The sequence below is a fragment of the Geodermatophilus sp. SYSU D00703 genome, from assembly GCF_054050155.1.
This window is the reverse complement of record NZ_JBJGYU010000010.1, coordinates 42093-66724: the sequence shown is the minus strand read 5'-3', so window position 1 is coordinate 66724 and position 24632 is coordinate 42093. Positions and strand designations below refer to the sequence as shown.

Genomic DNA, 24632 nt, shown 5'->3' with positions numbered 1-24632 from the left:
CTACTCCGGAATCATTCGCTGGACGGTGGAGTGTGTACCGTTGACGCTGGAGGCGTGCTCGACACCGTCCCTCCCTCGTCCTCCACCGGCCGCGGAGCCGGCAGCGGACCGGCCGTCCTGATGGTGCTGGGCTCCTGCGTCTCGCTGCAGGTGGGTGCCGCGAGTGCGGCACAGCTGTTCGCGTCGATGGGCAGCGCGGGGGTCACGCTGCTGCGACTGCTAGTGGCTGCGGCCGTGCTGCTGATCGTCACCCGCCCGCACGCGCACCGGTGGACCCGGCAGCAGTGGACAGCGGTGGTCGCGTTCGGAGTGAGCCTGGCCGGGATGAACGGCTTCTTCTACGCCGCCATCGCCCGCATTCCGCTGGGCACCGCCGTCACCATCGAGTTCCTCGGCCCGTTGGTCCTCGCCGCCGTCCTCTCCCGGCGCGTGCGCGACCTGGGGTGGGTGCTCCTGGCCGCGGCGGGCGTCGTCCTCCTCGGTCTGGCTGCTCACGGCGGCGCCGGTCCCGGGCTGGACCGCGTCGGTGTTCTCTGCGCGCTGCTGGCCGGGGCGTTCTGGGCCGGCTACGTCCTCACCAGCGCCCGGGTGGGCGCGGCCGTGCCGGGGCAGGGCGGTCTCGCGGTCGCCCTCGCGGTGGGCGCCCTCGCCCTCGTGCCCGTCGGGGCTGCCGGCGCGACCACGGCGGCCGGTCAGCCCACGCTGCTCCTGGTGGGGGCCGTCACCGGCCTGCTCGCCTCGGTCGTGCCCTACACCCTGGAGCTGTCCGCGTTGCGACGGCTGCCCCCCAGCGTCTTCGGCGTCCTCCTCAGCCTGGAGCCGGCCGTCGCCGCGCTGGCCGGCTGGGTGCTGCTGGCCCAGCCGCTCGGGGCGGGTGAGGCCGTGGCCGTGGGAGTGGTCGTGGCCGCCAGCATCGGCTCCACCCTCTGCGCGCAGCGGCCGGCGAGCAATCGGCCGGAGTCGCCGGCCGTCGTCGGTCAGCGCCCCCGCGACGGAAGAGGAGCAGTCGACACGGCCATCGTGAGGGAGCGACCCTGAAGCCGGGTTGTGTCCCCAGCCGGCCCATCCGGGGTCGCACTGGTGGACGGCATCAGGTTCACGGGCGCCGCTTCGGTCTGACTCTTCCGATGTCCCTCGAGCCGCCTGCTGTCGTTCAGCGGGCCACCCGAGGACGGTTGGGGGACCGCGGCGACGCGGGACAGCAGCCCCCAGGTGCCACCTGCATCCCCTGGGCTCACCAACCGCGGAGCCGGGCCGGGTGGGAGACGGGTCAGGTGCCCGACGGACCCGGCTGCTCCGACGGGACCGTCCCCTCTGCCGCCGCCATCCACATGTCGAGGTCGGCCTGCGTGAACTCCGCCCATGCCGGGACCCCGGGGAGCTGGCGCAGGAGATCGAACGCCTCCGTGATCCGCGTTCCGCGGAGCACCGGCGAGTGGCATCCGGCGATCACCTCTGCACCGAGCCGCTCGACGTCGTCCACGAACGCCCGGAACTTCTCGGCGTCCAGCAACCCGACCCAGGGTGACACCAAGCGCCCGCCGAAGAGCTGACCGTCCCGGAACTCGTCGTCCGACAGCTCGCCGATCTCGGGCATGGGCGTGGGCAGATTCGTCGCGAAGGTGTCCACCGACCACAGGACGTCGGTCGCGGGGTCGAACAGGGCCCGGGTCGTCGGGTTGTCGTACAGCGGTGGACGCTTGGCGACCAGCGTGCGATCTCCCACGTCGATGGTGTCGCCGTCGTTCATGAAGCGGCACCGGTTGAGGGGCGTCTCCCACTCGTCGGCCATGCGTCCGATCGAGAACCAGGTCGTCAGCAGGGTCGCGTTCGGACACGCCGCGAGGACCGGCAGGAGGTTGCCGGAGTGGTCACGGTCGTCATGGGTGAGGAAGATCCAGCGCACGTCCATCGGATCCACCACGGACCAGGCGGCGTCCAACCACTGTGGCCGCACCGCCGGCGAGCCGGTGTCCACGAGGACCGGCTCTGCTCCGCGGATGACCATCGAGTTCATCGGGAAGTGCCCGACTGGCGGCGCCTCCAGAGCCCACGGGATGACGAACGTCTCTTCGGCGATCCGGTAGGGCTCGAGCAGGTTGAACGTCTCGATCGTGGTCATGGGAACTCCCCGGGAGGAGGGGACTCTCCGCTGCTCGGAGGAGGCAAGCGCAGTCCCGCCAGGAGGGGACGTCAAGAGTCGAGGTGCCTCTCCAGCGCCGTCGAAGTCCGCGTCAGGGCGGTGTGGCACCGTCCCTGAGGTCCTGAGTGTCCCCTCCCGGGGAGCGCCGGTCCGGCCTGGAAATGAGCTGCGGCCGCGCGTCGACATCGTGGTGGCTCGGTCGCTCGAGGCCGGTCTGACGTCGGGCGCCGGGAGCTGCGCTGTGGGCGGTTGCGTGTGCTTCGAGCACGAGGATCAGATCCGCCTCTCCCTGCAGCTCCTGCGGGTGGCCGCCTCCACAACGGGACCTGGAGGCGAGGTCCCGCGGCACCCCGCGGGCCAAGACCGCCCGCCTGACCGAGGCGCTGACCGGGCGGTTCACCGAGCACCACCCCTCCCTGCTGACCCAGATGCTGCACCGGGTGGATGCGGTCACCGCCGACATCGCCACCGGGCAGGCCCGCAGCGAGGCTCAGCTCGGCGACCTGACGCCCGCGGTCGCCGAGCTCGATGCGATCCCCGGCGTGGGGCCGGTCGCCGCGCAGATGATCCTGGCCGAGATCGGCACCGACATGACCCGCTTCCCGACCCCGGCCCACCCGGCCTCGTGGGCCCGGCTCGCACCCGGAGTCGACGAATCCGCCGGCCGCCCAAAGGAAAAGCAGGAAGCGGCAAGGGCAACCGCTACCTGGCCCGGGTGCTCGGCGAGGCCGCCGTCAGCGCCACCCGCACCGACACCTTCCTCGGCGAGCGACATCGACGGATCGCCCGCCGCCGTGGCAAGAAGCGGGCCATCGTCGCGATCGGGTTCACGTTCCACGACCGCAGGGGTCTCTACGGCCGCACGAGGGGTGCCAAGCGGATCGTGGCCGTGGACGTGGCCGGGCTTCCGGTGGGTCCGCTGGTCGTGCCGGCCTCTACTCATGAGAATCGGACCAGTGAGGTGATGCTGCAGCACCTGACTCGTCAGGGCGTCACCGAGCGGCGCGAGTTGGTCCACACCACCACCTCAGCGACCGGCTGGCTCCAGGTCCCCTGCATCGCGACCACCCTGCGTCACCTGTCAGCTGTCCGTGGACGCCGTCGCCGGGTCCCTCTCGCGGCGTAGGCGTCAACTGCTCCCCGCGCGCTCATCGCGGCACATGTGCGGGTTCCCGCGCATCGTGTAGTGATCTCTGCAGCGCGGTGGCCGGGATGACCCCGGCCCGCGAGATCCGGCGCTGTCAGACAGTCCGGTCGGACTGCTTGCGGACGCGGAAGCGGAGGATGGTGGCGTCGCCCGACCGCGTGCTGCTGATCGGTTCCAGGTCTGTCCTCGCAAGGCCCGGGGACGAGAAGCGGATGCCGTCGCCGAGCAGAACCGGCAGTACATACACCAGGATCTCGTCGACGAGCCCCCGCTGCAGGCACTGGCCGGCCACGTCGGCGCCGAGGATCTCGAGGTCCTTGCCGTCGGCAGCGTCCAGTGCCGTGGCGACCGCTTTGCCGATGTCGCCGGTGAGGATCGTGACGTTCGGGTTCGGCGGCACCAGCGGCCTGTGGGTGAGGAGGAACATGGGTCCGGAGAAGGGGTAGTCGACGCTGCCCGGCTTCTCGGCCTCCATCCGGTCGCCCACCTCCCAAGTCCGCCGGCCGACGAGCATGGCGCCGGTGGCCGCAGCGATCCCCGCGAGATCGTCCGGTGCCACGAAGTCGGCGAGCGCGCGATCACCCCCCCAGTCCATGGAATGGCCGGGACCGGCGATGAAGCCGTCAAGCGACATACACCGGTTCACGACGACCTTGCCGCTCATCTCACGACCGCCGTCCTTGGGTCATCACCGCACGCCTGACCTTTCCCGAGCCGACGTCTGCGAGACCTCAGCGCGCGCTGTCACGGTTCAGATCGTTCCGCCGATCGGGGCAGTCGGGTAGTGCTGCTCCAGCACGTCCACGCGTGACAACCCGGCCGAGCAGTTGCGAAAGCTACAACATCCGCATCTCGGCATGACAGCGCACTCGGCTCCCAGAGCCGGAGGCGCTGGGAGATGGGACACACCCGGTTACGGCAACTCGGGCCAGGCTGTCCCAGAGCGGCCCACTATGAGACAGCCCGCATGAGTGCTAGGCGTGCCGCCAGACCTTGATCGCTGAGATCAGCAGCAGTGCGACGACCAAGGGCACCAGTACGACCTCCGGCACGGCGCCGAGCAGCAGCCCTCCGACGATCGATCCGGCCACGGAGCCCGCCGCCATTGCAATGACGAAGCCGGAGTGCCGGTGCAGGACGCCGAATCCCTGGTCACGGCTGTAGCGGAAGAACGCCACCAGCATGGTCGGCAGGGACACCAGCAGCGACAGGCTGCCCGCGACTTTCACGTCCACGGCGTACAACAGCACGATCGTCGGAATGAGCAACTCACCCCCGGCGGCGCCCATCACCGCCGCCACCACCCCGATGCCGAATCCGGCGACGACCCCCGCAGCGGTCTGCGCGGGGATCGGCAGGGCCAGATGCGGAATCACGTCCAGGTGGTGCGCGGCGAACACCACCGCGATGCCGAGCAGGAGCACGCCCAGGACCCGGTAGAGCGTCGCAGGCCGCATCCGGGTCGCCCAGGACGCACCCACCCAAGCGCCGGGCAGGCTGCCCAGCAGCAGGCTGACGACCACGAACCAGTGGGCGGCCAGCGCATCCAACGGCACGGCGACCAGCCGGGACGGCAGCGCCACAAGAACGACGATCAGGCTCATCGCCTTGTTGACGATCACCGCCTGCAAGGCGACGAACGCGAACAGCCCGACGAGCAGTGGCAGCCGGAACTCCGCACCGCCGAGACCGACGAGGCCGCCCAGCAAACCGACCGCAGCGCCGACCAGCGCTGCCAGCCACGCCGGCCACCGAACCGGGCGCTGCTCGGCTAGCCCGGCGGTGGGCGCAGTCTCGCCCCCGGTCGCGGTCACTCGGGCACGATAGTGGGCAGAACGCGCAGGCCCGGAGCGCACCGCAACTGTCCCAGAGGCCGCCCTCAGTGCTCACCTCCGTCTCGTGCGGGCGGCGGGCGGGGAGGCGAGTGTCGATACTTGCCCGGCGTCAGCCAGCCCAGCCGGCGAAAAAGCCAGCGACCTGGTGGGAGGCGTGCCACTCGAGGGCATCGCCGCTGATGTCATACCTGGCCAGGGTGGTCTCGGGGCGGGCGTGGCGCAGCAGGCGCTGGATGTCGCGCAGGGGGATTCCCTGATTGAGCCCGACCGTGCCGACGGTGCGGCGCAGAGCATGTGGGCCGAGCGGCCGGGCGATGCCGGCGGCCCGAGCCGTGCGGGCCACGTAGCGGTGTATCGAGCGGCGGTCCACGGCGGCACCAGTGCGGGTGCGCAGTAGTGGCCCGCCGGTGCGACCGTTGAGGCCCGCTTGCACCGCGGGCAGGGCGGACAGGGGGACCGGAATCCGCGCGGGCCTGTCGCCCTTGCCGAGAAACGTCAGCGTCACGTAGCCGCGCACGGTGGCCAGGGAGTCGACGGTCAGGCCGGCCATCTCACTCGCCCGGAGCCCGGCATGCCGCCGAGGACGGCGATGGCGTGATGGGTCGGGCCCAGCGCGCGGGCGGCGGTGAGGAAGGCGGCGTACTCGAGCACGGTAAGCACTTCGCGGCGCTGCAGCTCGCGGAGCACCTTCGGCCGGGCGATGCGCGCAGGGATTGACGGTAACGAGGTTCTCCTCCCGCGCCAGTCGGTAGATGCTGGCCACCGCGTCGTAGTGCCCGGCGACCGAGGCACGAGACAGCCCGGAGTCGACGACCGCCCGCAGCCCCCGCTCCACGTCAGCGCAACCGGCCTGCAGTGGGTCCAGGCCACGTCCGGCGCACCAAGCCGTCCAGCGCGGCAGGTAGGTCGCATAGGTCTGCTGGGTCGAGACCTTGTACCGGGACAACCACCAGGTTGCCAGGTCGTCCCAGGCGGCATGCCCGGACGTCGCGAGGATGACAGGACCGACCGCCATCGATGACCACCCCATCCGAGTGCGCGGGCACGACCCCGTCGGTTGTGCCCGCGGGCGGGCGGTTGAGACTGCGCGGTCGCACCGCGCCATGGCCTCTGTGGCGGCCTCTGTGGCGGCCTCTGTGGCGGCCGAGAACAACGCGGACGGGCCGCGCATCCACCCCGGCAAGCGACAACCGCGTTCGTCCGTCACGCAGTGAGATGAAGCCGCACGACCCGATTCGACATCGCGGCAGGCTTCGCCCGGCACGGTCATGCCAGTTCCGAAATGCCCCGATCGCAGCTATGTGTTGTTTACTCCATGGGACCATTATCCTTCGGCCGGACGTTCTCCGACCGTATTGTCACAGAAAACGCCGACTCAAGGAGCATCAATGGCGCAACGTACGGTTATCCGACTCGTCGATGACCTGGACGATACCGAGATCTTTGATGGCGCCGGCGAAACGGTCAACGTCGCCCTCGACGGCCGCCAGTACGAAATCGATCCGACGAATGAGCACGCGGACAACTTGCGGGCAGCCAGTACCGCTACGTTCGGGCCGCACGCAAGGTCGGCGGTCGCCAGGACCGAGCCAGAGCCACCGGGGCGAAGGCGGCCGCCCCGGTCGACTACAGCCCCAAGGCCGTCCGCGCCTGGGCTAAGGCGAACAAGATCACGATCTCGCCGCGTGGTCGTATCCCGCAGAGCGACAGGACCGGGCAGCTTGCCTCGGTCCTGTCCCCTTTCCGTCCACCGCGCGAGCCGCTCACCCGCCGTGGCCTTCGCGCAAACCCGCCGCCGGACGCTCCATTCGGGACCACCTGGCTGACCAGGCAAGCTGGGGGACTCCAGCTCTCGCAGCGGCCGTCCCGGCGCCGCGCCGCGCCGAACAAGGCCGCGTGGTGTCCCTAGTCGGCCCACTGTGAGACACCTGGACGCACCTGCGGGAACGGTGACCCGTGGCTGGACACCGCGGACGGTCAGACGGCGATGACCGCGCTGGGGATGATCAGGCCACGCGGCTCGAACTCTTCGATCGCCGGCTGGTCCGATGGCGCGTGGCCGGCCGAGACGGAGTCGATCGCCGGGAGCACGACCTCAGCGAAGAAGCGGTCGCACTTCTCCTTGGACTCCCATTCCTCCACGACCTGAAAGCCACCGGTCGTGGCCCGGCCGACGTGCAGGAGCAGGCCGTCGGCTTCGCCTGCGCTGCGCCGCCCGATCTCGGCGTGTACGGCGTCGTAGAACTCGATCGGTGCCGGGACGTCCATGACGAGCCCATGGGTCATGGTGAACTCCACTCCCGTCAGCGGCCCGTCCGGCGGTCCCGCCGAACGGGCGACCCACGCCAGTCCGGTGCCTCGCCGCATGGTCCGCCCGAACCGCGGAGAGGAATGACCCCGGCGTGTCTGCTTCTCTGCGTCGACGGCCCATCCGCGGAGACCCCGCTCGGGATGCACGACGGCTGGGACACCGGGGATATCTGAGGTCGCCCTTTCGTTTGGAAGCGCCCAATTAGGGACAGGCCCTGCACACTCTCGACGAATTCGTCCTCGTCACGAATCAGTCCTCGTCGGCCTGCGCATGCCGCAGTGGCCGGTGGGTCGCGCTTGGGCGCCTGGTCCCTTCCATCGGTAGGCGCCGCGCCGAGGGCCCGAGCGTCGCGTTGTCGGGGTCACCGCGGCCTTCGCGGCCGCTCTAGTCTTTGGCGCCTCGCGAGTGCACCTGGCGAGTTGGGGGAGTCGGCATGACCGCAACCACGGAGAAGCTCAGCGGCGCCCGAACGATCGCCCGTACCAATCGGGCATTTCGACTGCGTCGCCGTCCGGTCGGCTCGCCCACGGCAGGCGACCTGGAGCTGGTCGAGGAGGAGTTGCCTCAGATTGGGGCCGGTCAGGCGCTGGTGAGGACCTGCTATCTGTCCGTCGATCCCACCACTCGGGTCTGGATGAGCGACCACCGCGCCTACATGCCCCGGTGCCGCTCGGCCAGGTCATGCGCGGCGTCGGCGTCGGTCAGGTGGTCGAGTCCCAACGAGACGACCTGCCCGTAGGCGCCCTCGTGACTGGGTGGCCCGGCTGGCAGGAGTACTGCCTGACCGACGAGGCCAGCCTCATCCCGCTACAAACCCCGTTCTTGCCGTTGCCCGATCCGTTACCGGCGCCGCTTTCGGCTTTCGTCGGCCCTCTGGGGCACACCGGGCTGACCGCCTATCTGGGCATCGACATCGGACGTCCGCGCCAGGGGGAGACCGTCGTCGTTTCAACCGCCGCCGGCGCCGTGGGATCGATTGCTGGACAGCTAGCCAAGATCAACGGCGCTCGCGTGGTCGGTGTCGCCAGTGGGGAGCCCAAGTGCCGACACGTCGTGGAGAGTCTGGGGTTCGACGCCTGCATCGACCGCCTCGGCTCGGACTGGCGGCATCAGCTCGACGAGGTGACCCCCGATGGCGTCGATCTCAACTTCGAGAACGTCGGAGGCGAGATCATGGACCACGTGTTGATGCGGCTCAACGTGGGAGGCCGCATCGTGCTCTGCGGCATGATCTCCAGCTACAACGGCCTCGGCGGAGACCTCCCCGGCCAGAAGGCGATCCCCCAGGTGATCATGCAGCGGGCGAGCATGCAGGGTTTCCTGGTTCTCGACCACCTCGACCGCTACGGCGAGGCGGCCGCGCACCTGAGCGGCCTCCTGGCCACCGGCCAGCTGCGCTACGACGAGACCATCGTCGATGGACTGGAGAAGGCTCCTGAGGCGCTGACGCGAGTCCTCGAGGGCACCAACGTGGGCAAGATGCTCGTCCACCTCGCCGACCCCGTCCAGATCGGAGCTGAAGGCCGCCGCACGCCCGCGTGAGGAGCACGTCGCCGTCAGGCTCGCCCTCAGCGCACACGCGCCTCATCACTTCGACCGAGTGCCGAGACCTCCACCTGTGCGCTGCCGAGCCTTGTTCGGGTGTGCCCCGGAGGGCTGTCCCCGAGCCACCCTCGGTCCCCATAGCGGCCCGCTGTGGGACACCGCCTTCTCAGCCGGCGCCGAACAGCACTCCGCCGGCGATGAACAGCGGGAGCGAAACGAACAGGAAGACGCCCAGGCCGGTCAACCCCTCACCGGTGTAGGGCTCCCCGTGTTCTGGGCCCATGCCGAGAAAGGCGCGTGCGTCGTTGTCCGTGGCTCTGGAGAACGCCGTCCCGCCGGTCAGGCTGATGAGAGCCGCGATGATCATGAACGTGATTCCGACCTTCGACCGGAACCCTTCGCCCTGTAGCGCAAACCAGAGTGCAGCGACGACCAGTGCCACGAGGCCGGAGATCAGCAGCATGACCAGCGCCTGCCGAAGGCCCCGGACGACGTCGATCATCGGACAACGGTAGTGACCGCCGCCAGTGAGCGGCGAATGCCGCGATGTCCCTGAAGTCGTCCTCTGTCCTAGAGGGGCCCATTCAGGGACACGTCAATCCGGACGAGTGTCGCCGCCCCCTAGCTCGGGCCGCTGACCGCGCCAGGCGGCAGCCCACCGATGGTCCCCCCACGGCGCTTGCCACAACGACGACAAACCTCCGCTGCGTCGGGGCCTCGAAGCCGTTCGTCGACAGGGTGTTCCTTGACATAGTCGTGCAGCCCTACCCGGCACATGAAGGCCTTTCCCGCCATACCACAAACGTATGGCGGGGCTGGCCCGAGCCGAAAGTGCCGTCAACCCTGCACGACGGGCCTCGGAGTGCCCGTGCCAGCCGCTCGGGTTCATCAGGTTGGAGGGCTCCCATGCAGGGGAGAGCCGGCAGCTGGGGCGGCTGCGCAGATGTCTCTGAGGCCTCCTCACGGCGAGCCAGGCCGGCTGTCCCATAGCGGCCCACTCAGGGACACGTCCGCAAGTGCACAGGGGCGGCCGGGTCGTCGGCGTCAGTCGTCGGGGAACCTTCCGCCGGCTCGCACCGCAGCCGTCGCGTGCCGATCAGGCCGCCCCGACTGAAACCGCTAGGAGGTAGCTCTGGTCACACTGCGGCGGCGTCAGAGACGTGCAAGCAATTCGCCCTTCTTGCTTGCGAACTCCTCCTCGGTGAGGGCTCCTTGATCGCGGAGGAGCGCGAGTTTCCCGATCTGCTCCGCAACATCCAACTGAGGTGCTGACTGCGCGGCGACGGGGTCGGACCCGGGCGCGAGAGTCGCCGTGGCCTGGCGCTCCTTGAGGACGACTGTGAGGTGGATGAAGAGCTTCTCCGGCAGCCGGATGAGGGACTGCTTTCCGTCCGACCAGTCGACGCGGATGGTGCGCGGTGGACGGGCGGTCGACCCGAGGGTGGCATCGATCGCGGCCCCCGCCACCTTGCCCATGAGGCCAGGCAGGACTGCGCCCGCAACGATCTTGCCAACTGCGCCAGCCGCTGCAGAGCCGCCGCCCGTCTCAGCGGTGATCTCTGTCCACTCTGCGACTTCGGCGGCGGTCAGCTTCCGCCCCCTGAAGCCCGTTTGGATGACAAGGTCGCCCTTGTTGCCGGTGAACACGGCCGAGTTGATGTAGTGGCCGCCTACGACCTTGCCCTGGCCGCCCATTCCTTCGAACATGACTGGACCGTAACGAGACTTGCCGACGTCGTTCGGACGGATCGCTGGTTTCGCCTACCGGGATGCTGTTCAGTCTTCACACCAGCCCCGGGCTCGCCACACGTCCCAGGTACGGTCGCTCCAGACCTAGGACGCCGTCTCAGTAGGTGTCCCTGGAGCCGCCTTCGGGGCGAAGTCTGTTGCAGATCGCAGTACCAACCCTGGGGCGCTGTCGGTGCTTGCCCCGGCTGACGGACGGTGCCTCGAGCCGCCAACGTTGCACCCGTCGTCACCGCCCCTGTGGAGAGCAGCGCCCGACCCCGACCTCTGGATCAGCTGCGCAAACTCGCCGAGTTCCGGGATGCGGGCGTGTTCACCGAGCCGAGTTCACGGCGAGGAAGGCTGAGCTGATGCAGCGCTTTCGAGGGCGTCCGATTGATAGGACCGCGGCTTCCAGCGCCCCGCACGCTCCGGCAGGCGGGGCGTTCCCGTTCAGGGTCGGTCATCCCATGGGCCGTGGCTCAGGCAGTCGCGGCAGCGACTGCGCGCCGCGAGCCCGACTCGTTCGCCTGCATCGGCGGCAACGATGTCCCCGTTTCCCAGCCGCTCCCACGCGCGGGGGGCATCCAGTCGAATCTCACCCCACCGACTGCGGTCGGGGTCGTCGCCCTTGTGATGACGGCCGGGGAAGTGGGCGACATGGGCAGGGGAAATCTCCAGCCAACCGACACTGTTGGTCCGCCGCGCATCGCGATCCCGCTTCCCGTGGGAACAGTACGCACGTGGCAAGTCGCACCGATCGCAGTGGAGATCCACCCAACAAACCGTAGTCGCCTCCCCATGACGATTCGCGCCGACGCGTGGCCCGCGGCCGCCGCTCTGATGGCCGCCCGACTGGACGGTTCACACACCGGACGCTCAAGGGACACGCGCGTCTCAGAAGCCGCTCTCAGGGACACCGCATGTCCGGGTGCGGCCTCCTCCCACTCGACGCGACCGACCTCCTGTCGCGATCAGTCGGGGGCCTGAGTGCCGGCGGGTGGGACGCGGCTCGCTCAGGCGCCGGCGGGCGCCGGCAGTCGCCGGTGGCGGAGGTCGCGCACGGCCAGGCCGCCCACGACCGGCCCGGCGGCGGTCGTGACGCCGACCGCGGCGCCGAGCGCACCGAACGCCGTCTCGCGCTCGGCCGGCGGGAACAGCTGCTGGACCAGGCCGGCGACCTGGGGGTTGATGATCCCGGCGGCCAGCCCCTGCAGCACCCGGGCGGCGATCATCGCCCCCGCGGTCGCCGCCAGCCCGACGAGCGCGCTGCACGTGGTGAACGCGCCGACGCCGGCGAGCAGCACTCGTCGGCGACCGCGGTCGTCCCCGAACCGGCCGCCGACGATCGGGACCATGCCGAACGCCAACGCGTAGCCGGAGACCACCCACTGCAGGTCCGCCGCATCCCCGCCGAGCCCGCGGCCGATCGAGGGCAGTGCGACGACCACGATGCTGACGTTGAGCAGCGGGAGGAGGACCGCCGTCAGGCAGACCGCGAGCGCCGGCCACCGGCAGGGTTCGGTGCGCCGGCGTCCGAGGTCACCGTTGCAGTCTGCAGCCACGAGCGCCGGAGTATGGAGGCCCCTGCCGATGAGTCCCGGGGCCGGCGGGGGTCGACACGGAATGAGCCTGCGCCTCGAGCCCGTCCGGACCGTGCTGCAGCGCCAGGTCGACACCGGCCGGCTGCCCGGCTTCGTCGCCGCCGTCCGGCACCGCGGCGAGACCGCGGTGCTCACCGGCGGGACGACGGCGTTCGGCCGAGCCGCGCCGATGCGCGAGGACACCCTGTTCCGGCTCGCCTCGGTGACCAAGCCGTTCGCCGGGGCGCTCGCGCTCGCGCTGGTCGAGGACGGCGTCCTCGGCTTCGACGACCCCGTGGACCGCTGGCTGCCCGAGCTGGCGGCACCGCGCGTGCTCCGCGACCGGGCCGGTCCGCTGTCCGACACCGTCCCCGCGCAACGGCCGATCACCGTCCGGCACCTGCTGACCAACACCCCGGGCTTCGGCGGGCTCTGGGACGGCAGCCCGCTCGACCGCGCCGTCGAGGAGCGGCAGATCGCCCCGGGGCCGTGGGGGCCGCCGGTGGAGCCGGACGAGTACCTGCGCCGGCTCGGTGAGCTGCCGCTGGCCGCACAGCCCGGCGAGGTCTGGCTCTACCACCTGGCCAGCGACGTGCTCGGCGTCCTGGTCGCCCGCGCCACCGGCCGCTCCGTCGCCGACCTGCTGGCCGAGCGGGTGACCGGGCCCCTCGGCCTCGTCGACACCGCCTTCTGGACGCCGGCCCCGGATCGGCTGGCCACCTGCTACCTGCCGACCGACGCCGGGATGGAGGAGGTCGACGCGCCCGGCGGCCTCGGCCGGCCGCCCCGCTTCGAGAGCCTGGCCGCGGGCCTGGTGTCGACCGCGCCGGAGGTCCTCGCCTTCCTCGCCGCCCTGGCCGACGGTGGCGGCCCCGTGCTGCCCGCTCCGGCGGTCGCCGCGATGACCGCCGACGCCCTGACCGCCGCCCAGCGGGCCGCCGCGGCCGAGGTCCTGGGGCCGGGGACGTCCTGGGGCCTGCAGGTCGGGGTCTGCGTGGAGGCCGTCCGCCCCTGGGCGACGCCCGGCCGGTGGGGCTGGGACGGCGGCACCGGCACCAGCGCCTGGGCCGACCCCGCCCACGACCTGGTCGCCGTCCTGCTCACCCAGCGCCTGTACGGCGGCCCCGACGACGAGCCGGTCGAGTTCTGGCAGACCCTCACCGCCTGCCTCTGAGCGGCCATCGTGGCCACAAAGGCCCTCATGGGCGGGTGCGGATCAGGTTCATCGCCACCATGGTCAGCGCGACCACGCCGTCCTGGTTCAGCAGCTCGATCCGGGTGCGCACCAGGCCCCGGTCGGGCTTGGACCGCGACAGCCGGGCCTCCTCGACGGTGGTCCGCAGGGTCAGCTCGTCGCCGGGGCGCACCGGCGCGATCCAGCGCAGCTCGTCGACGCCGGGGGACCCGAGGCTGGAGACGGGGGAGAGGTACTCGTCGGCGAACAGCCGCATCATCAGCGCGCAGGTGTGCCAGCCGCTGGCGATCAGGCCGCCGAACGGGCCGGCCGCGGCGGCCTGCGCGTCGACGTGGAACGGCTGCGGGTCGAAGCGCCGGCCGAAGTCGACGACGTCGGCCTCCTCCACCCGCAGCCGGCCGACCTCGGCGGTCGTCCCGGGCACGTAGTCCTCGAACCAGCGCTCCGTCGCCTGGGGGAAGTCGCTCACCTGCACGAACGTAGCGGCCGGTGGCCGTCGTCACAGGTTGCTAGCGTGACCGGCGTGCAGCCCACCTCCGGCCCCCTGGCGGGCACCCGCGTCGTCGAGCTGGCCGGGTTGGGCCCCGCCCCCTTCGCCTGCATGCTGCTGGCCGAGCTCGGCGCCGACGTCGTCCGGGTCGACCGGCCCGGGGGCGGCACGCAGCTGGTGTCCCCGGAGAAGGAGGCGCTGCACCGCAGCCGCCCGTCGATCGCCGTCGACCTGAAGACCCCGGCCGGCCGGGACGTCGTCCTGCGGCTGGCCGAGTCCGCCGACGTGCTCGTCGAGGGACTGCGGCCGGGCGTCACCGAGCGGCTCGGCGTCGGGCCCGAGGACTGCGCCGCGCGCAACCCGCGGCTGGTCTACGCCCGGATGACCGGCTGGGGCCAGGAGGGGCCGCTCGCCGCCCGCGCCGGCCACGACATCAACTACCTCGGCCTCACCGGCGCGCTGCACGCCATCGGGCCGGCGGACAAGCCGGTGCCTCCGCTCAACATCGGCGCCGACTTCGGCGGCGGGGCGATGTTCCTCGTCGTCGGCGTCCTCGCGGCCCTGCTGGAGCGGGGCACCAGCGGACAGGGGCAGGTCGTCGACGCCGCGATGGTGGACGGCGCCAGCGCCCTGGTCACGATGGTCTACGGGATGCTCGGCGCCGGGCTCTGGCAGGACCGGCGGGCGGCGAACCTGCTCGACGGCGGCGCGCCGTTCTACGACACCTACGCCTGCGCCGACGGCCGGCACGTGGCGGTCGGCGCCCTCGAGCCGCAGTTCTACGCCCAGTTCCTGCACGGGCTCGGCTTCGACGGCGACCTGCCCGGCGGCCAGTACGACGTCGACCGGTGGCCCGACCAGCGGGAGCGGATCGCCGAGGTGTTCGCCACCCGCACCCGCGGCGAGTGGACTGCGGTCTTCGAGGGCACCGACGCGTGCGTCACCCCGGTCCTCGGGCTCACCGAGGCCCCGGCGCACCCGCACCTGGCCGCCCGCGGCACGTTCACCGACCGCGACGGCGGCCCGCAGCCGGCGCCCGCCCCGCGCTTCTCCCGGACCCCCGGCGCGGTCCGCGGCGCCCCGCGGGCACCGGGGCAGGACACGCGGACGGCGCTGGAGGCGTGGGGCTTCCCCGCCGACGAGGTCGACCGGCTGCTGGAGGCCGGCGCGGTGGTCCAGGCCGACTGACCCGGGCCGCTGACCCACGACGAGGATCCGGAGGAGCCCGTGGCGGACGAGGTACTGGTCGAGCGGCACGACGCCGTGCAGGTGATCACGCTCAACCGGCCGGAGGCGCGCAACGCGCTGACCCGCGCCGTCGCCGTGGCCGTGGCCGCGGCCGTCGACGAGCTCGACGCCTCCGACGACCTGCGGGTCGGCGTGCTCACCGGCGCGGGGGGCACCTTCTCGGCCGGCATGGACCTCAAGGCGTTCCTGCGCGGGGAGACCCCGGCGATCGAGGGCCGCGGGCTGTGCGGCATCACCCGGACCCCGCCGCGCAAGCCGCTCATCGGCGCGGTCGAGGGGTGGGCGCTGGCCGGCGGCTTCGAGCTGCTGCTGGCCTGCGACCTCGTCGTGGCCGCGGAGACGGCGCGCTTCGGCGTCCCGGAGGTCAAGCGCTCGCTGGTCGCGGCCGGCGGCGCCGCGCTCTTGCTGCCGCGGCGGGTGCCGTTCAACGTCGCCCTGGAGATGCTGCTGACCGGAGAGCCGATCGACGCCCCCCGGGCGGCGGCGGTCGGGCTGGTCAACCGGCTGACCCTGGAGGGCGGCGCGCTCGACGGGGCCCTCGCGCTGGCGGCGACGATCGCGGCGAACGGGCCGCTCGCGGTGGCCGCCACCAAGCAGGTGGCCCGCAACAGCACCGACTGGACCACCGCCGAGGGCTGGTCGCGCCAGGACGACCTCGTCGGGCCCGTCTTCGCCAGCGAGGACGCCCGCGAGGGCGCCGCCGCGTTCGCGGAGAAGCGCCCGCCGGTGTGGCGCGGGCGCTGAGCGAGCCGGTCCTCCGCCTGCCGGGAGTCGGCTCGGAACCGGCGGGTCCGCGGTGGTAGACCGGTCGGGAGCAGTCGCGACCGGAGGACCGGCGCACGCCGATCGAGGGGGACCATGAGCGCGGAGACCACGCCGGACGCCGGGACCGCCCCCGGGCCGACGGCGGCCCCGCCACCGCTCGGCGCCCTGGGCATCCTGCGGATCGGCGGCTTCCTCGTGCTGTACCTCAACGCCGCGGCGGTGTTCATCGGCGTCATGGCCCAGGCCATCGCCCGCAGCTGGCTGGCCTTCCAGCTCACCGGCTCCAACGCCGCGCTCGGCGGGGTGCTGCTCTCCTTCGGCGTCGCCCTGCTGGTGGCCACCCCCTGGGGCGGGGTCGCGGCCGACCGGCTGCCGAAACGCCTCGTGCTGCAGACCTCGGTGCTGCTGCTGGCGACGTCGAGCGCCTGGATCGGGCTGGCCGTCCTGTTCGACGTCATCGCCTACTGGATGCTGCTCGGCGCCGGCGTGCTGCAGGCGGTCGGGTTCGCGCTGTTCAACCCCGCCCGCATGGCCTTCCTCGCCGAGCTGGTGCCCCGGGGGTCGGTGCCCCAGGCGGTGTCCCTGCTGCTGGTCAACACCGAGGTCAGCCGGGTCGTCGGCCCGGCGCTGGCCGGCGTGGTCATCGGCGCGGTGACCTGGGGGACCGAGGCGATCTTCCTGGCCAGCGCGGTCCTCGCCACGCTCGGCGTCCTGCTCACCGGGGCACTGCCGCCCGGGCACCGGCGCGGGGAGCCGTCGGACCGCTCGCCGCTGGGGGAGCTGGCCGACGGCGTGCGCTACGTCCGCCGGCACCCCGAGCTGTCCGCGCTGACCTGGTGCGGGATCGGCGTGACCATGTGCGGGATGCCGTACCTGGCGTTCATGCCGACCATCTCCAGCGACCTGTACGGGCTGGGCTCGGTCGGCTACGGCGTCCTGTCGGCGACCTCCGCGGTCGGCGGCGTGACGGCGGGCCTGCTGCTGGGCCGGCGCTCGTCGCGGACCGGGGAGACCCGCGTGTTCGCGCTCTCCGGAGCCCTGTTCGGGCTGGCGATCGTCGGGCTGGCCGTCGCGCCCAACGCCTACGTCGCCGTCGTCGTCCTGCTGCTGCTGGGCGGCTCGATGCTCGCCTTCCAGACCACCAACCAGTCGCAGCTGCTCGCGCTGTCGGACATGGAGTACCACGGCCGCGTGCAAGGGCTGATCATGCTCAGCTTCGGCGCCTTCGGCATCGCCGCGCTGCCGCTGGGGCTGCTCGCCGACGTCGCCGGGCTGCGCGTCACCCTGGCCGGGATGGGCGGCGGCGTGCTGCTCTTCGTGCTCCTGTTCGCGCTGGTCAGCCGCAGGCGGGTGGCCGCGGCCACCCGCCTGCGCGACCTGGGCTGATCCCGGCGTCAGCCGCGCCAGTCGACCCCGGGGATCGTGGCGCTCCAGGACTCCACGATCCGGCCGCCGGCCACCCGGTGCACCACCAGCCACGTGACCACCGTGGTCTCCCCGGTGTCGAGGTTGACCCCCGTCGTCGTGGCGCGGGTCCACACCCGGTCGCCGGCGGCCACCTGGTCGTCGACCGTGGTCGCCGGGTCGTGCAGCAGCTGCCAGGAGGCGCTGACCTCCCGCTTGAACTCGACGCGGCTCAGCGACCGCGTGCCGGAGGAGGAGTGCCGGACGTAGGGGTCGGCGATCAGCTCGTCGATGACGCCGAGGTCACGCCGGTTCCACAGCCCGTCCCAGTAGCGCCGCACGATCGCCGTCCCCGCTTGCTGCTCCACGACGGGCGATCTTAGGGACGCGTCAGTCGACGACCGGGCGGCCGGCCGGCAGCAGCGGCTCGCGGCGGAGCTCGGCGCGGGCCACCGACCGCAGGTGCACCTCGTCCGGGCCGTCGAAGAGCCGCATGGCCCGGTGCCAGGCGTACATGGCCGCCAGCGGCGTCACGTCGGTCATCCCCGCGCCGCCGTGCACCTGGATCGCCCGGTCGATCACCCGGGTCGCGGCCCGCGGGACGGCGACCTTGGCCATGGCGACCAGGTTCCGCGCCGCCTTGTTGCCCTCGGTGTCGATGACCTGGCAGGCGAGGTGGCACAGCAGCCGGGCCTGCTCGATCTCCAGCCGGGACTCGGCCACCTGCTGTTGGACGACGCCCTGGTCGGCCAGCGGCCCGCCGAACGCCACCCTCTCCTGGGCGCGCTGCACCAGCAGGGCCAGGGCCCGCTCGGCCGCCCCGAGCGCCCGCATGCAGTGGTGGATCCGGCCCGGGCCCAGCCGCGCCTGGGCCGCGGCGAACCCGCCGCCCTCCTCGCCGACGACGTTGGTCACCGGCACCCGCACGTCCTCGAACCGCACCTGCGCGTGCCCGTGCTGGTCGTGGTGGCCCATCACCGGGTAGTCGCGGACGACGGTCACGCCGGGGGTGTCCCGCGGCACGATCACCATCGTCTGCTGCCGGTGCGCCGGCGCCGACGGGTCGGTCTTGCCCATGAGGATGAACAGCGCGCACCGCGCGTCCATCGCGCCGCTGGTCCACCACTTGCGGCCGTTGACGACGTACTCGTCGCCGTCCCGAACGACGCGGGTGCCGATGTTGGTCGCGTCGCTGCTGGCCACGTCGGGCTCGGTCATGGCGAAGGCCGAACGGATCTCGCCGTTGAGCAGCGGCTCCAGCCACTCCTTCTTCTGCTGCTCGGTGCCCAGCAGGTGCAGCAGTTCCATGTTGCCGGTGTCCGGGGCGGCGCAGTTGATGGCCTCCGGCGCCAGGTCCAGGCTCCAGCCGGACAGCTCCGCGATCGGCGCGTACTCGAGCTGGGTGAGCCCCGACTCCGCGGGCAGGAACAGGTTCCACAGGCCCCGCTCGCGGGCCTTGCGCTTGAGCTCCTCGATGACCGGCGGCACCTCGTGGCCGTCGGGGCCGGCCGCGCGGCGGTGCGCCTGGTAGTCCGCCTCCGCGGGCAGCACCTCCTCCCGCATGAAGGCGAGCATGCTGTCGTACAGCTCCCGGGCGCGGGCCGAGGGGGCGGCCAGGTCGTACGCGGTCATCGGGACCTCCAGTCGGGCCGGGTGGACGCTCCTCCTGCGACCGTAGGGACTCCCCGGCCCGACCGCGCGACCACCCGTCTCAGCCCGCGGCGAGCGCCCCCTCGACGCCGTCCGCCGTGACGCCGAGACCGGTCAGCAGCCCGGCGCCCTCCTCGACCTCGAGCAGCGCGAACAGCAGGTGCTCGGTGTCGATCGCGTCGTCCCCCCGCCGCTCGGCCACGGCGAAGGTGCGCTCCAGGGCCTGCCGCGCCGCCTCGTCGAAGGGCACGAAGTCGGGCACGTCCGCCACCGGCGGGGGGAACGTGCCGGCCGCGGCGGTCCGGACGGCCTCGGCCGTGCGGCCGTCGGCGAGCAGCGCCCGGGCCGCGGCGCCGTCGGAGGCGGCCAGCAGCCCCAGGACCAGGTGCGCGGTGCCGATCTCGGGGCTGCCGGCGGCCCGGGCCTCGTTCTGGGCCGCCACCACGACGTTGCGAGCCGACTCGGTGAAGCGGCCGAAGCCGTCGGGTGCCGGCGGCTGACCGGACGCCCTGCCCACGAACCTCTTCTGCGCCGCCTGCCGGGTGACGCCCATGCTGCGGCCGATGTCCGACCAGGAGGCGCCCGACCGGCGGGCCTGGTCGACGAAGTGGCCGATCAGGGAGTCGGCCACCTCACCGACGGCGTCGGCCAGCAGCACCGCGCTGGAGAGCTGGGCGAGGACGTCCTCGTCCACCTTCCGGACGGCGGCGATCAGGTCGTCGAGGCGGACGGGGTTGGACATCTGGACCGGAGGAGTCATGTGTCAACCGTAGGTTGACGCTAGCCAGGTGTCAACGCGCGGTTGACGCTCAGCCGGTCGCCTCCGCCGCCCGCCGGGCCTCTCCGGCGAGATCGCCGATCTCGCACGCCTGCGGCAGCGGAACCGGGCGAGATCGGCGACCTCGCCCGGTTCCGCTGCCGACCTCAGCGACCCAGCACGCGGTCCTCGCCGCCGGCGCGCTTGGACTCGTCCTTGAAGTCGGTGTACCGGTACGGGTTCTCGAGGATCTCCGCCTCCGCGGCGGGCTTGTCCGGGAACATCCCCGCGGTCCACGCCTCCTCGCCGAGCTCGGCGCGCAGGTGGTCGACGGTCGCCTCGACCTCGCGCCGGACCGCTGCCAGGTCCACACCGACCAGCTCGTGCGCGTACTTCACGACCCGGCCGTCGACGATGACCGTGTGCACGTCCGCGCGCTGCGCCTGGAAGGCGACGTGGCCCAGCGGGTTCAGCAGCGGGAAGGACACCGGCGACCGGTCGTTCTTGACGAGCACGACGTCGGCCTTCTTGCCCGCCTCGAGGCTGCCGAGGTCGTCGTCCCGGCCGATGGTGTGCGCGCCGCCGCGGGTCGCCCACTCGACGACCTGCTGGGCCCGCAGCCGCAGGTGGGTGATCGTCTCGCCCTTGAGGTGGGCGTCCATGTGCTCGGACATGCGGTCGGTGTTCAGCGTGGCCCGGATCGCGGAGAACATGTCGCCGCTCCACCACACGCTGGTGTCCGCCGAGAGCGACACCGGGATGCCGTACTGCAGCACCTGCTCGGTGGGGGCGTGGCCTTGCCCGGCGCTGCACTCGGACTCGGTGGCCACCGAGATCGACCCGCCGGTGGCGGCGATCCGCTGGTAGCTGTCCCGGGTGAGCGTCGAGGCGTGCACGTACGTGGTCTCGGGCGTCATGAACCCGTGCTCGTGCATCTGCTGGATGCCGGTGTCGCTCGTGGCGCCCCACACCCCGGCGTGGGTGGTGACCGGGATGCCGAGGTCGCGGGCGGCCTCGAAGGCGGCCTTCTCGGGGAACGCCGGGTCGCCGGTGACGTCGAAGGCGATCTGCACGCCCATCCTGTCGTCGCGCGCGTCGCGCAGCCGCTCGAGGAACGACCGGACGGCGGGGTCGGCGGTCCACTCCCACGGGCCCTGCTGGATGTTGCCGTAGGCGAGCACGAACCGGCCGGGGACCGAGCGCAGCGCCTCCAGCGCGGCCTCGCCGTGCTCCACCGACGACAGGCCGTGCGACCAGTCGACGGTCGTGGTGACGCCGGCGTCGAGGGACTCGATGGCGGCCAGCCGGTTGCCGGCGGCGACGTCCTCGGGGCGGAACTTCTTGCCGTGCTCGAGGTAGTACCAGACGAAGTACTGGGTGAGCGTCCAGTCGGCGCCGTAGCCGCGCATGGCGGTCTGCCACATGTGCCGGTGGGTGTCGATCATGCCGGGCATGACGATGCCGCCACTGGCGTCGATGACCAGGGCGCCCTCGGGAGCCTCCAGGCCCGGGCCCACGGCCGCGATCCGGTCGTCGACGACGAGGACGTCGGCGTCGGGCAGGACGGTGCAGGCGGCGTCCATGGTCAGCACCGTGCCCCCGCGCAGCAGCACGGGCCGGCCGGGCTGGGGGACGGCCCCCTCGGCGGAACTGGTCATCGTCTCCTCCTCGAGACTCGCGACTCGCGACCGCAGCGGACCTGCGTCCGTATACCGGTCAGTACCTCGGACCTGGTCACCTTCGTCGCGGCGCGAGGAGGCTGTCAAGACGCGCCCGCGCGTAGCGCCTCGGTCGACAGGAGGAAAGAGTGTTGCTTGACACCTCTGGGTACCGGGCGAAGACTCCGGCCCATGCATTGCGGACCAACGTCCGCATGCCGGTCACCGAGCCATGAGAGGTGCACTGACCCATGACCGCACAGCAGCTCGTCCCGGGTGCGACGCCGGGGCGGGGGCCCCTCGCGGGTCTGCTGGTCGCCGACTTCTCCCGCGTCCTGGCCGGGCCCTACGCGACCATGCTGCTCGCCGACCTGGGCGCCGAGGTCGTCAAGGTGGAGAGCCCCGCCGGTGACGACACCCGCAGCTGGGCCCCGCCGGTCCGCGACGGCATCTCGACCTACTACCTCGGCGTCAACCGCAACAAGCGGTCGATCGCGCTGGACCTCAAGGACCCCGACGACGCCGCCGCGGCCCGCGAGCTGGCCCGCCGCGCGGACGTGTTCGTGGAGAACTTCAAGCCCGGCGGCCTGGCCCGCTTCGGCCTGGACTACGAGACCGTGGCCGAGGGCAACCCGGGCGTCGTCTACGCGTCGATCAGCGGCTTCGGCAGCGGCCCGGAGGGCCGGAAGCTGCCCGGCTACGACCTCATCGTGCAGGCCATCTCCGGCTTGATGAGCCTCACCGGCGACCCGGACGGCGAGCCGTACCGCGCCGGCATCTCGGTGTTCGACGTGATGGCCGGCCTGCACGCGAGCATCGGCATCCTGAGCGCGCTCAACGCCCGCCACGAGACCGGCGCGGGCCAGCACGTGGAGGTCAACCTGCTGGCCTCGGCGCTGTCCGGGCTGGTCAACCACTCCAGCGCGTACGTCGCCGGCGGCGTCGTCCCGTTCCGGATGGGCAACAGCCACCCCAGCCTGTTCCCGTACGAGCCCCTGCCGTGCGCGGACGGCGACCTGATCGTCACTGCCGGGAACAGCGGGCAGTTCCGCAAGCTGGTCGAGGTCCTCGGCGTGCCCGAGCTCGCCGACGACCCCCGCTTCCTGCGCAACGAGGACCGCACCGCCAACCGCGACCAGCTGCGGCCGCTGCTGGTCGAGCGGCTGCGCACCCGCACCAAGCAGGAGTGGTTCCGCGACATCATCGCCGCCGGCGTGCCCTGCGGACCGATCAACACCGTCGACCAGGGCGTCGCCTTCGCCCAGGAGGTCGGCCTCGACCCCGTCGTCAGCGTGGGGGAGGGGGACGACGCGGTGCCCTCAGTGCGCAACCCGATCACGTTCTCTTCCACCCCGGCCGACTACCGCTTGCCACCGCCCCGCCTCGACCAGCACGGTGCGGAGATCCGCGAGTGGCTGGCCGCGCCGGTCGCCCGCAGCGCCGGCGAGGAGGACGCGTGACGGACGACGGACGCCCGGTGTACCCGACGGCGCTGGGCGCCTCCAGCCTGGAGAGCATCACGCTGCTCGGGCAGGACCTGGCCCGCGACGTCATGGGCGAGGTCGGCTTCGGCGAGCTGGCCTTCTGGCTGGCCACTCAGCGCCGGCCGTCGAAGGGGGAGGCGCGGGTCTTCGAGGCGGTCCTGGCGGCGCTGGCCGACCACGGCTTCACCCCGACGGCTATCGTCACCCGGCTGACCTACCTGTCCGCGCCGGACTCGGTGCAGGGCGCGCTGGCGGCGGGCCTGCTCGGCGGCGGCTCCCGGTTCCTCGGGGTGACCGAGGACTGCGGCCGCTTCCTGCACGACGTCCTCACCGGCGTGGACGGCGACCTGCCGACCGACGACGCCGGCTGGGACGCCCTGGCCCTGGAGACGGTGACCGCCCAGCGGGCCGCGCGCCGCTTCGTCCCGGGCCTCGGGCACCACGTGCACAAGAACGGCGACCCGCGCACGCCGCGGCTGTTCGCGATCGCCGCGGAGGAGGGCCGGTACGGCCCGCACCTGTCGCTGTTCGCCGCGATCGGCCGCGTGCACCCGCAGGTGCTCGGCAGGACGCTGCCGCTCAACGGCGCCGGGGTGTGCGGCGCGGCGCTGGCCGACCTCGGGCTGCCGCTGGAGCTGCTGCGCGGGTTCGCGCTGCTGGCCCGCACCGCCGGGCTGATCGGCCAGCTGGCCGAGGAGCTGCGCTCCCCGGTGGGCAACGACATCTTCCTCTCGGTGGACCTCAACAACCGGTCCGTCCCGCCCGACCCCTACGTCCCGGACCCCCTCCCGGGCACCCACTCGGACACCGACACCAACGGAGGTCGTCGTGGCTGAAGTAGCCGCGGTCATCGCGTCCACGCACCACCCTTTCTACTACCGGGCCAGCACGTCGACCGGCGCCGACCGGCCGCCGTTCGCCGACGAGTGGGTGGCCAAGATCGAGCGGTTCCGGGAGACGCTGACCAGGGCGGAGCCCGACGTGCTGGTGATGGTCGGCAGCGACCACTTCCACCAGCTGTGGCTGGACAACATGCCGCAGTTCCTCGTCGGCAAGGCGCCCTGGTTCGACGCCAACTGGTACAACGAGGAGCGCGAGTTCGGGCTGCCGCGGATGAAGCTGCGCGGCGAGGAGGAGCTGGCCGCGCACCTCCTACGCGACGGGCTGGACCGCGACTTCGACCTGGCGTTCTCCAACGAGCTGCGGATCGACCACAGCATCACGTGTCCGATCATCACGCTGCGCCCGCAGGCGGACCTGCCGATCGTGCCGATCTACACCAACATCTTCGCCCCGCCGCTGCCGCAGCCGAAGCGGTTCGTGCAGCTCGGCCGCGCGATCCGGGAGATGGTCGAGTCCTGGGAGAGCGACAAGCGGGTCGCCATCATCGGCACCGGCCACCTGTCGCTGGAGCTGGGCGGGCCGCGCCAGTTCGGCGAGCACGGCCCCGACCCCGAGTTCGACCGCAAGGCCGTGGAGTGGATCGCCGGCGGCGACATCGAGGGCTGCCTGGCCGAGGTCTCGCTGGACAGCCTGCACGCCCCGGGCAACGCCACCCACGGGTTCATGGACTTCATGCTGATGATGGGCGTCGCCGGCGAGGGCCGGAAGGCCGACCACGTCGACACCCTCGACCTGTTCCACACCATGGAGGCCTACTTCACCTGGTACCCCAACGGGGCCCCGGCCTGA

At 72.1% G+C, this 24632-nt stretch carries 24 protein-coding genes and 4 pseudogenes; 14 read left to right on the top strand and 14 right to left on the bottom strand.

What is annotated here, in order from left to right:
* Nucleotides 1-54 precede the first annotated feature (54 nt).
* Nucleotides 55-1038, top strand: coding sequence for an EamA family transporter (locus ACI782_RS12275; protein WP_456909496.1), 984 nt, complete (start codon nt 55-57; stop codon nt 1036-1038).
* Between the two features lie 232 nt (nt 1039-1270).
* Here the strand turns inward: ACI782_RS12275 and ACI782_RS12270 are convergent, their stop codons facing one another.
* The gene (locus ACI782_RS12270; RefSeq protein WP_456909494.1) at nt 1271-2122 is read right to left on the bottom strand and encodes an MBL fold metallo-hydrolase; all 852 of its coding nucleotides are present in this window, start codon (nt 2120-2122) and stop codon (nt 1271-1273) included.
* A gap of 449 nt (nt 2123-2571) precedes the next feature.
* Between ACI782_RS12270 and ACI782_RS12265 the strand changes: the two are divergent.
* Nucleotides 2572-2811, top strand: a pseudogene (locus tag ACI782_RS12265) (transposase); the annotation flags it as partial.
* 47 nt (nt 2812-2858) lie between these two features.
* A complete protein-coding gene (locus tag ACI782_RS12260; protein WP_456909658.1) occupies nt 2859-3269 on the top strand; it encodes a hypothetical protein in 411 nt (136 codons plus the stop codon).
* Between the two features lie 115 nt (nt 3270-3384).
* Here ACI782_RS12260 and ACI782_RS12255 read toward each other — a convergent pair whose 3' ends face one another.
* The 4 genes from ACI782_RS12255 to ACI782_RS12240 all read right to left on the bottom strand — a co-directional run bounded on the left by ACI782_RS12255 (nt 3385) and on the right by ACI782_RS12240 (nt 5785).
* Complete coding sequence (locus ACI782_RS12255; protein ID WP_456909492.1) at nt 3385-3954, bottom strand: dihydrofolate reductase family protein; 570 nt, start codon at nt 3952-3954, stop codon at nt 3385-3387.
* A 310-nt stretch (nt 3955-4264) separates the two neighbouring features.
* Complete coding sequence (locus ACI782_RS12250) at nt 4265-5104, bottom strand: TSUP family transporter (RefSeq protein WP_456909490.1); 840 nt, start codon at nt 5102-5104, stop codon at nt 4265-4267.
* A 130-nt stretch (nt 5105-5234) separates the two neighbouring features.
* The gene (locus ACI782_RS12245) at nt 5235-5675 is read right to left on the bottom strand and encodes a tyrosine-type recombinase/integrase (RefSeq protein WP_456909488.1); all 441 of its coding nucleotides are present in this window, start codon (nt 5673-5675) and stop codon (nt 5235-5237) included.
* Nucleotides 5663-5785: a hypothetical protein gene (locus tag ACI782_RS12240; protein ID WP_456909486.1), complete on the bottom strand. Its 123-nt coding sequence runs from the start codon at nt 5783-5785 to the stop codon at nt 5663-5665. The genes ACI782_RS12245 and ACI782_RS12240 overlap by 13 nt, the downstream gene beginning before the upstream one ends.
* 608 nt (nt 5786-6393) lie before the next feature.
* Here ACI782_RS12240 and ACI782_RS12235 point away from each other — a divergent pair.
* Both ACI782_RS12235 and ACI782_RS12230 read left to right on the top strand, forming a co-directional pair.
* A pseudogene (locus ACI782_RS12235) lies at nt 6394-6603 on the top strand (hypothetical protein); the annotation flags it as partial.
* A 182-nt stretch (nt 6604-6785) separates the two neighbouring features.
* Nucleotides 6786-7034: pseudogene (locus ACI782_RS12230) on the top strand (hypothetical protein); the annotation flags it as partial.
* Nucleotides 7035-7102: 68 nt separating this feature from the next.
* On the opposite strand, the gene ACI782_RS12225 reads toward ACI782_RS12230, so the two are convergent.
* Nucleotides 7103-7423 carry a hypothetical protein gene (locus tag ACI782_RS12225; protein ID WP_456909484.1) on the bottom strand — a complete coding sequence of 107 codons (321 nt, stop codon included), beginning with the start codon at nt 7421-7423 and terminating at the stop codon, nt 7103-7105.
* A gap of 446 nt (nt 7424-7869) precedes the next feature.
* Here ACI782_RS12225 and ACI782_RS12220 point away from each other — a divergent pair.
* Together ACI782_RS12220 and ACI782_RS12215 are read left to right on the top strand one after the other, a co-directional pair.
* Nucleotides 7870-8183 (top strand): annotated as a pseudogene (locus tag ACI782_RS12220) (NADP-dependent oxidoreductase); the annotation flags it as partial.
* A complete protein-coding gene (locus ACI782_RS12215) occupies nt 8184-8978 on the top strand; it encodes a zinc-binding dehydrogenase (protein WP_456909652.1) in 795 nt (264 codons plus the stop codon). It abuts the pseudogene before it with no gap.
* 169 nt (nt 8979-9147) lie between these two features.
* On the opposite strand, the gene ACI782_RS12210 is transcribed toward ACI782_RS12215, so the two are convergent.
* The 3 genes from ACI782_RS12210 to ACI782_RS12200 form a co-directional block, all read right to left on the bottom strand.
* Nucleotides 9148-9483: a hypothetical protein gene (locus tag ACI782_RS12210; RefSeq protein WP_456909482.1), complete on the bottom strand. Its 336-nt coding sequence runs from the start codon at nt 9481-9483 to the stop codon at nt 9148-9150.
* 650 nt (nt 9484-10133) lie between these two features.
* Entirely contained in the window at nt 10134-10688 is a 555-nt protein-coding gene (locus tag ACI782_RS12205) for an SHOCT domain-containing protein (RefSeq protein WP_456909480.1), read from the bottom strand.
* Between the two features lie 1034 nt (nt 10689-11722).
* Complete coding sequence (locus ACI782_RS12200; protein WP_456909478.1) at nt 11723-12271, bottom strand: MFS transporter; 549 nt, start codon at nt 12269-12271, stop codon at nt 11723-11725.
* 61 nt (nt 12272-12332) lie between these two features.
* Between ACI782_RS12200 and ACI782_RS12195 the strand changes: the two genes are divergently transcribed.
* Complete coding sequence (locus tag ACI782_RS12195; RefSeq protein ID WP_456909476.1) at nt 12333-13463, top strand: serine hydrolase domain-containing protein; 1131 nt, start codon at nt 12333-12335, stop codon at nt 13461-13463.
* A gap of 25 nt (nt 13464-13488) precedes the next feature.
* Here the strand turns inward: ACI782_RS12195 and ACI782_RS12190 are convergent, their stop codons facing one another.
* Nucleotides 13489-13953, bottom strand: a complete 465-nt coding sequence (locus tag ACI782_RS12190; protein WP_456909474.1) for a MaoC family dehydratase — start codon at nt 13951-13953, stop codon at nt 13489-13491.
* A 45-nt stretch (nt 13954-13998) separates the two neighbouring features.
* On the opposite strand from ACI782_RS12190, the gene ACI782_RS12185 reads away from it, so the two are divergent.
* The 3 genes from ACI782_RS12185 (at nt 13999) to ACI782_RS12175 (ending at nt 17373) form a co-directional block, all read left to right on the top strand.
* Nucleotides 13999-15162, top strand: coding sequence for a CaiB/BaiF CoA transferase family protein (locus ACI782_RS12185; protein ID WP_456909472.1), 1164 nt, complete (start codon nt 13999-14001; stop codon nt 15160-15162).
* 39 nt (nt 15163-15201) lie between these two features.
* Nucleotides 15202-15966 carry a crotonase/enoyl-CoA hydratase family protein gene (locus ACI782_RS12180; protein ID WP_456909470.1) on the top strand — a complete coding sequence of 255 codons (765 nt, stop codon included), beginning with the start codon at nt 15202-15204 and terminating at the stop codon, nt 15964-15966.
* Nucleotides 15967-16080: 114 nt separating this feature from the next.
* The gene (locus ACI782_RS12175; protein ID WP_456909468.1) at nt 16081-17373 is read left to right on the top strand and encodes an MFS transporter; all 1293 of its coding nucleotides are present in this window, start codon (nt 16081-16083) and stop codon (nt 17371-17373) included.
* 8 nt (nt 17374-17381) lie between these two features.
* Here the strand turns inward: ACI782_RS12175 and ACI782_RS12170 are convergent, their stop codons facing one another.
* The 4 genes from ACI782_RS12170 to ACI782_RS12155 form a co-directional block, all read right to left on the bottom strand.
* Nucleotides 17382-17759: an ester cyclase gene (locus ACI782_RS12170; RefSeq protein ID WP_456909466.1), complete on the bottom strand. Its 378-nt coding sequence runs from the start codon at nt 17757-17759 to the stop codon at nt 17382-17384.
* 22 nt (nt 17760-17781) lie between these two features.
* A complete protein-coding gene (locus tag ACI782_RS12165) occupies nt 17782-19023 on the bottom strand; it encodes an acyl-CoA dehydrogenase family protein (RefSeq protein WP_456909464.1) in 1242 nt (413 codons plus the stop codon).
* A 79-nt stretch (nt 19024-19102) separates the two neighbouring features.
* Nucleotides 19103-19801 (bottom strand): Clp protease N-terminal domain-containing protein, encoded by a 699-nt coding sequence (locus ACI782_RS12160; RefSeq protein WP_456909462.1) that lies wholly within the window; start codon nt 19799-19801, stop codon nt 19103-19105.
* A 164-nt stretch (nt 19802-19965) separates the two neighbouring features.
* Entirely contained in the window at nt 19966-21456 is a 1491-nt protein-coding gene (locus ACI782_RS12155; protein WP_456909460.1) for an amidohydrolase family protein, read from the bottom strand.
* A gap of 251 nt (nt 21457-21707) precedes the next feature.
* Here ACI782_RS12155 and ACI782_RS12150 point away from each other — a divergent pair, with 251 nt between their 5' ends.
* Genes ACI782_RS12150 through ACI782_RS12140 form a run of 3 tightly spaced genes read left to right on the top strand, consistent with a single transcriptional unit; the run spans nt 21708 to nt 24632 of the window.
* Nucleotides 21708-22916, top strand: a complete 1209-nt coding sequence (locus ACI782_RS12150; RefSeq protein WP_456909458.1) for a CaiB/BaiF CoA transferase family protein — start codon at nt 21708-21710, stop codon at nt 22914-22916.
* The gene (locus ACI782_RS12145; protein ID WP_456909456.1) at nt 22913-23776 is read left to right on the top strand and encodes a citryl-CoA lyase; all 864 of its coding nucleotides are present in this window, start codon (nt 22913-22915) and stop codon (nt 23774-23776) included. The genes ACI782_RS12150 and ACI782_RS12145 overlap by 4 nt, the downstream gene beginning before the upstream one ends.
* The gene (locus ACI782_RS12140) at nt 23769-24632 is read left to right on the top strand and encodes a DODA-type extradiol aromatic ring-opening family dioxygenase (RefSeq protein ID WP_456909454.1); all 864 of its coding nucleotides are present in this window, start codon (nt 23769-23771) and stop codon (nt 24630-24632) included. The genes ACI782_RS12145 and ACI782_RS12140 overlap by 8 nt, the downstream gene beginning before the upstream one ends.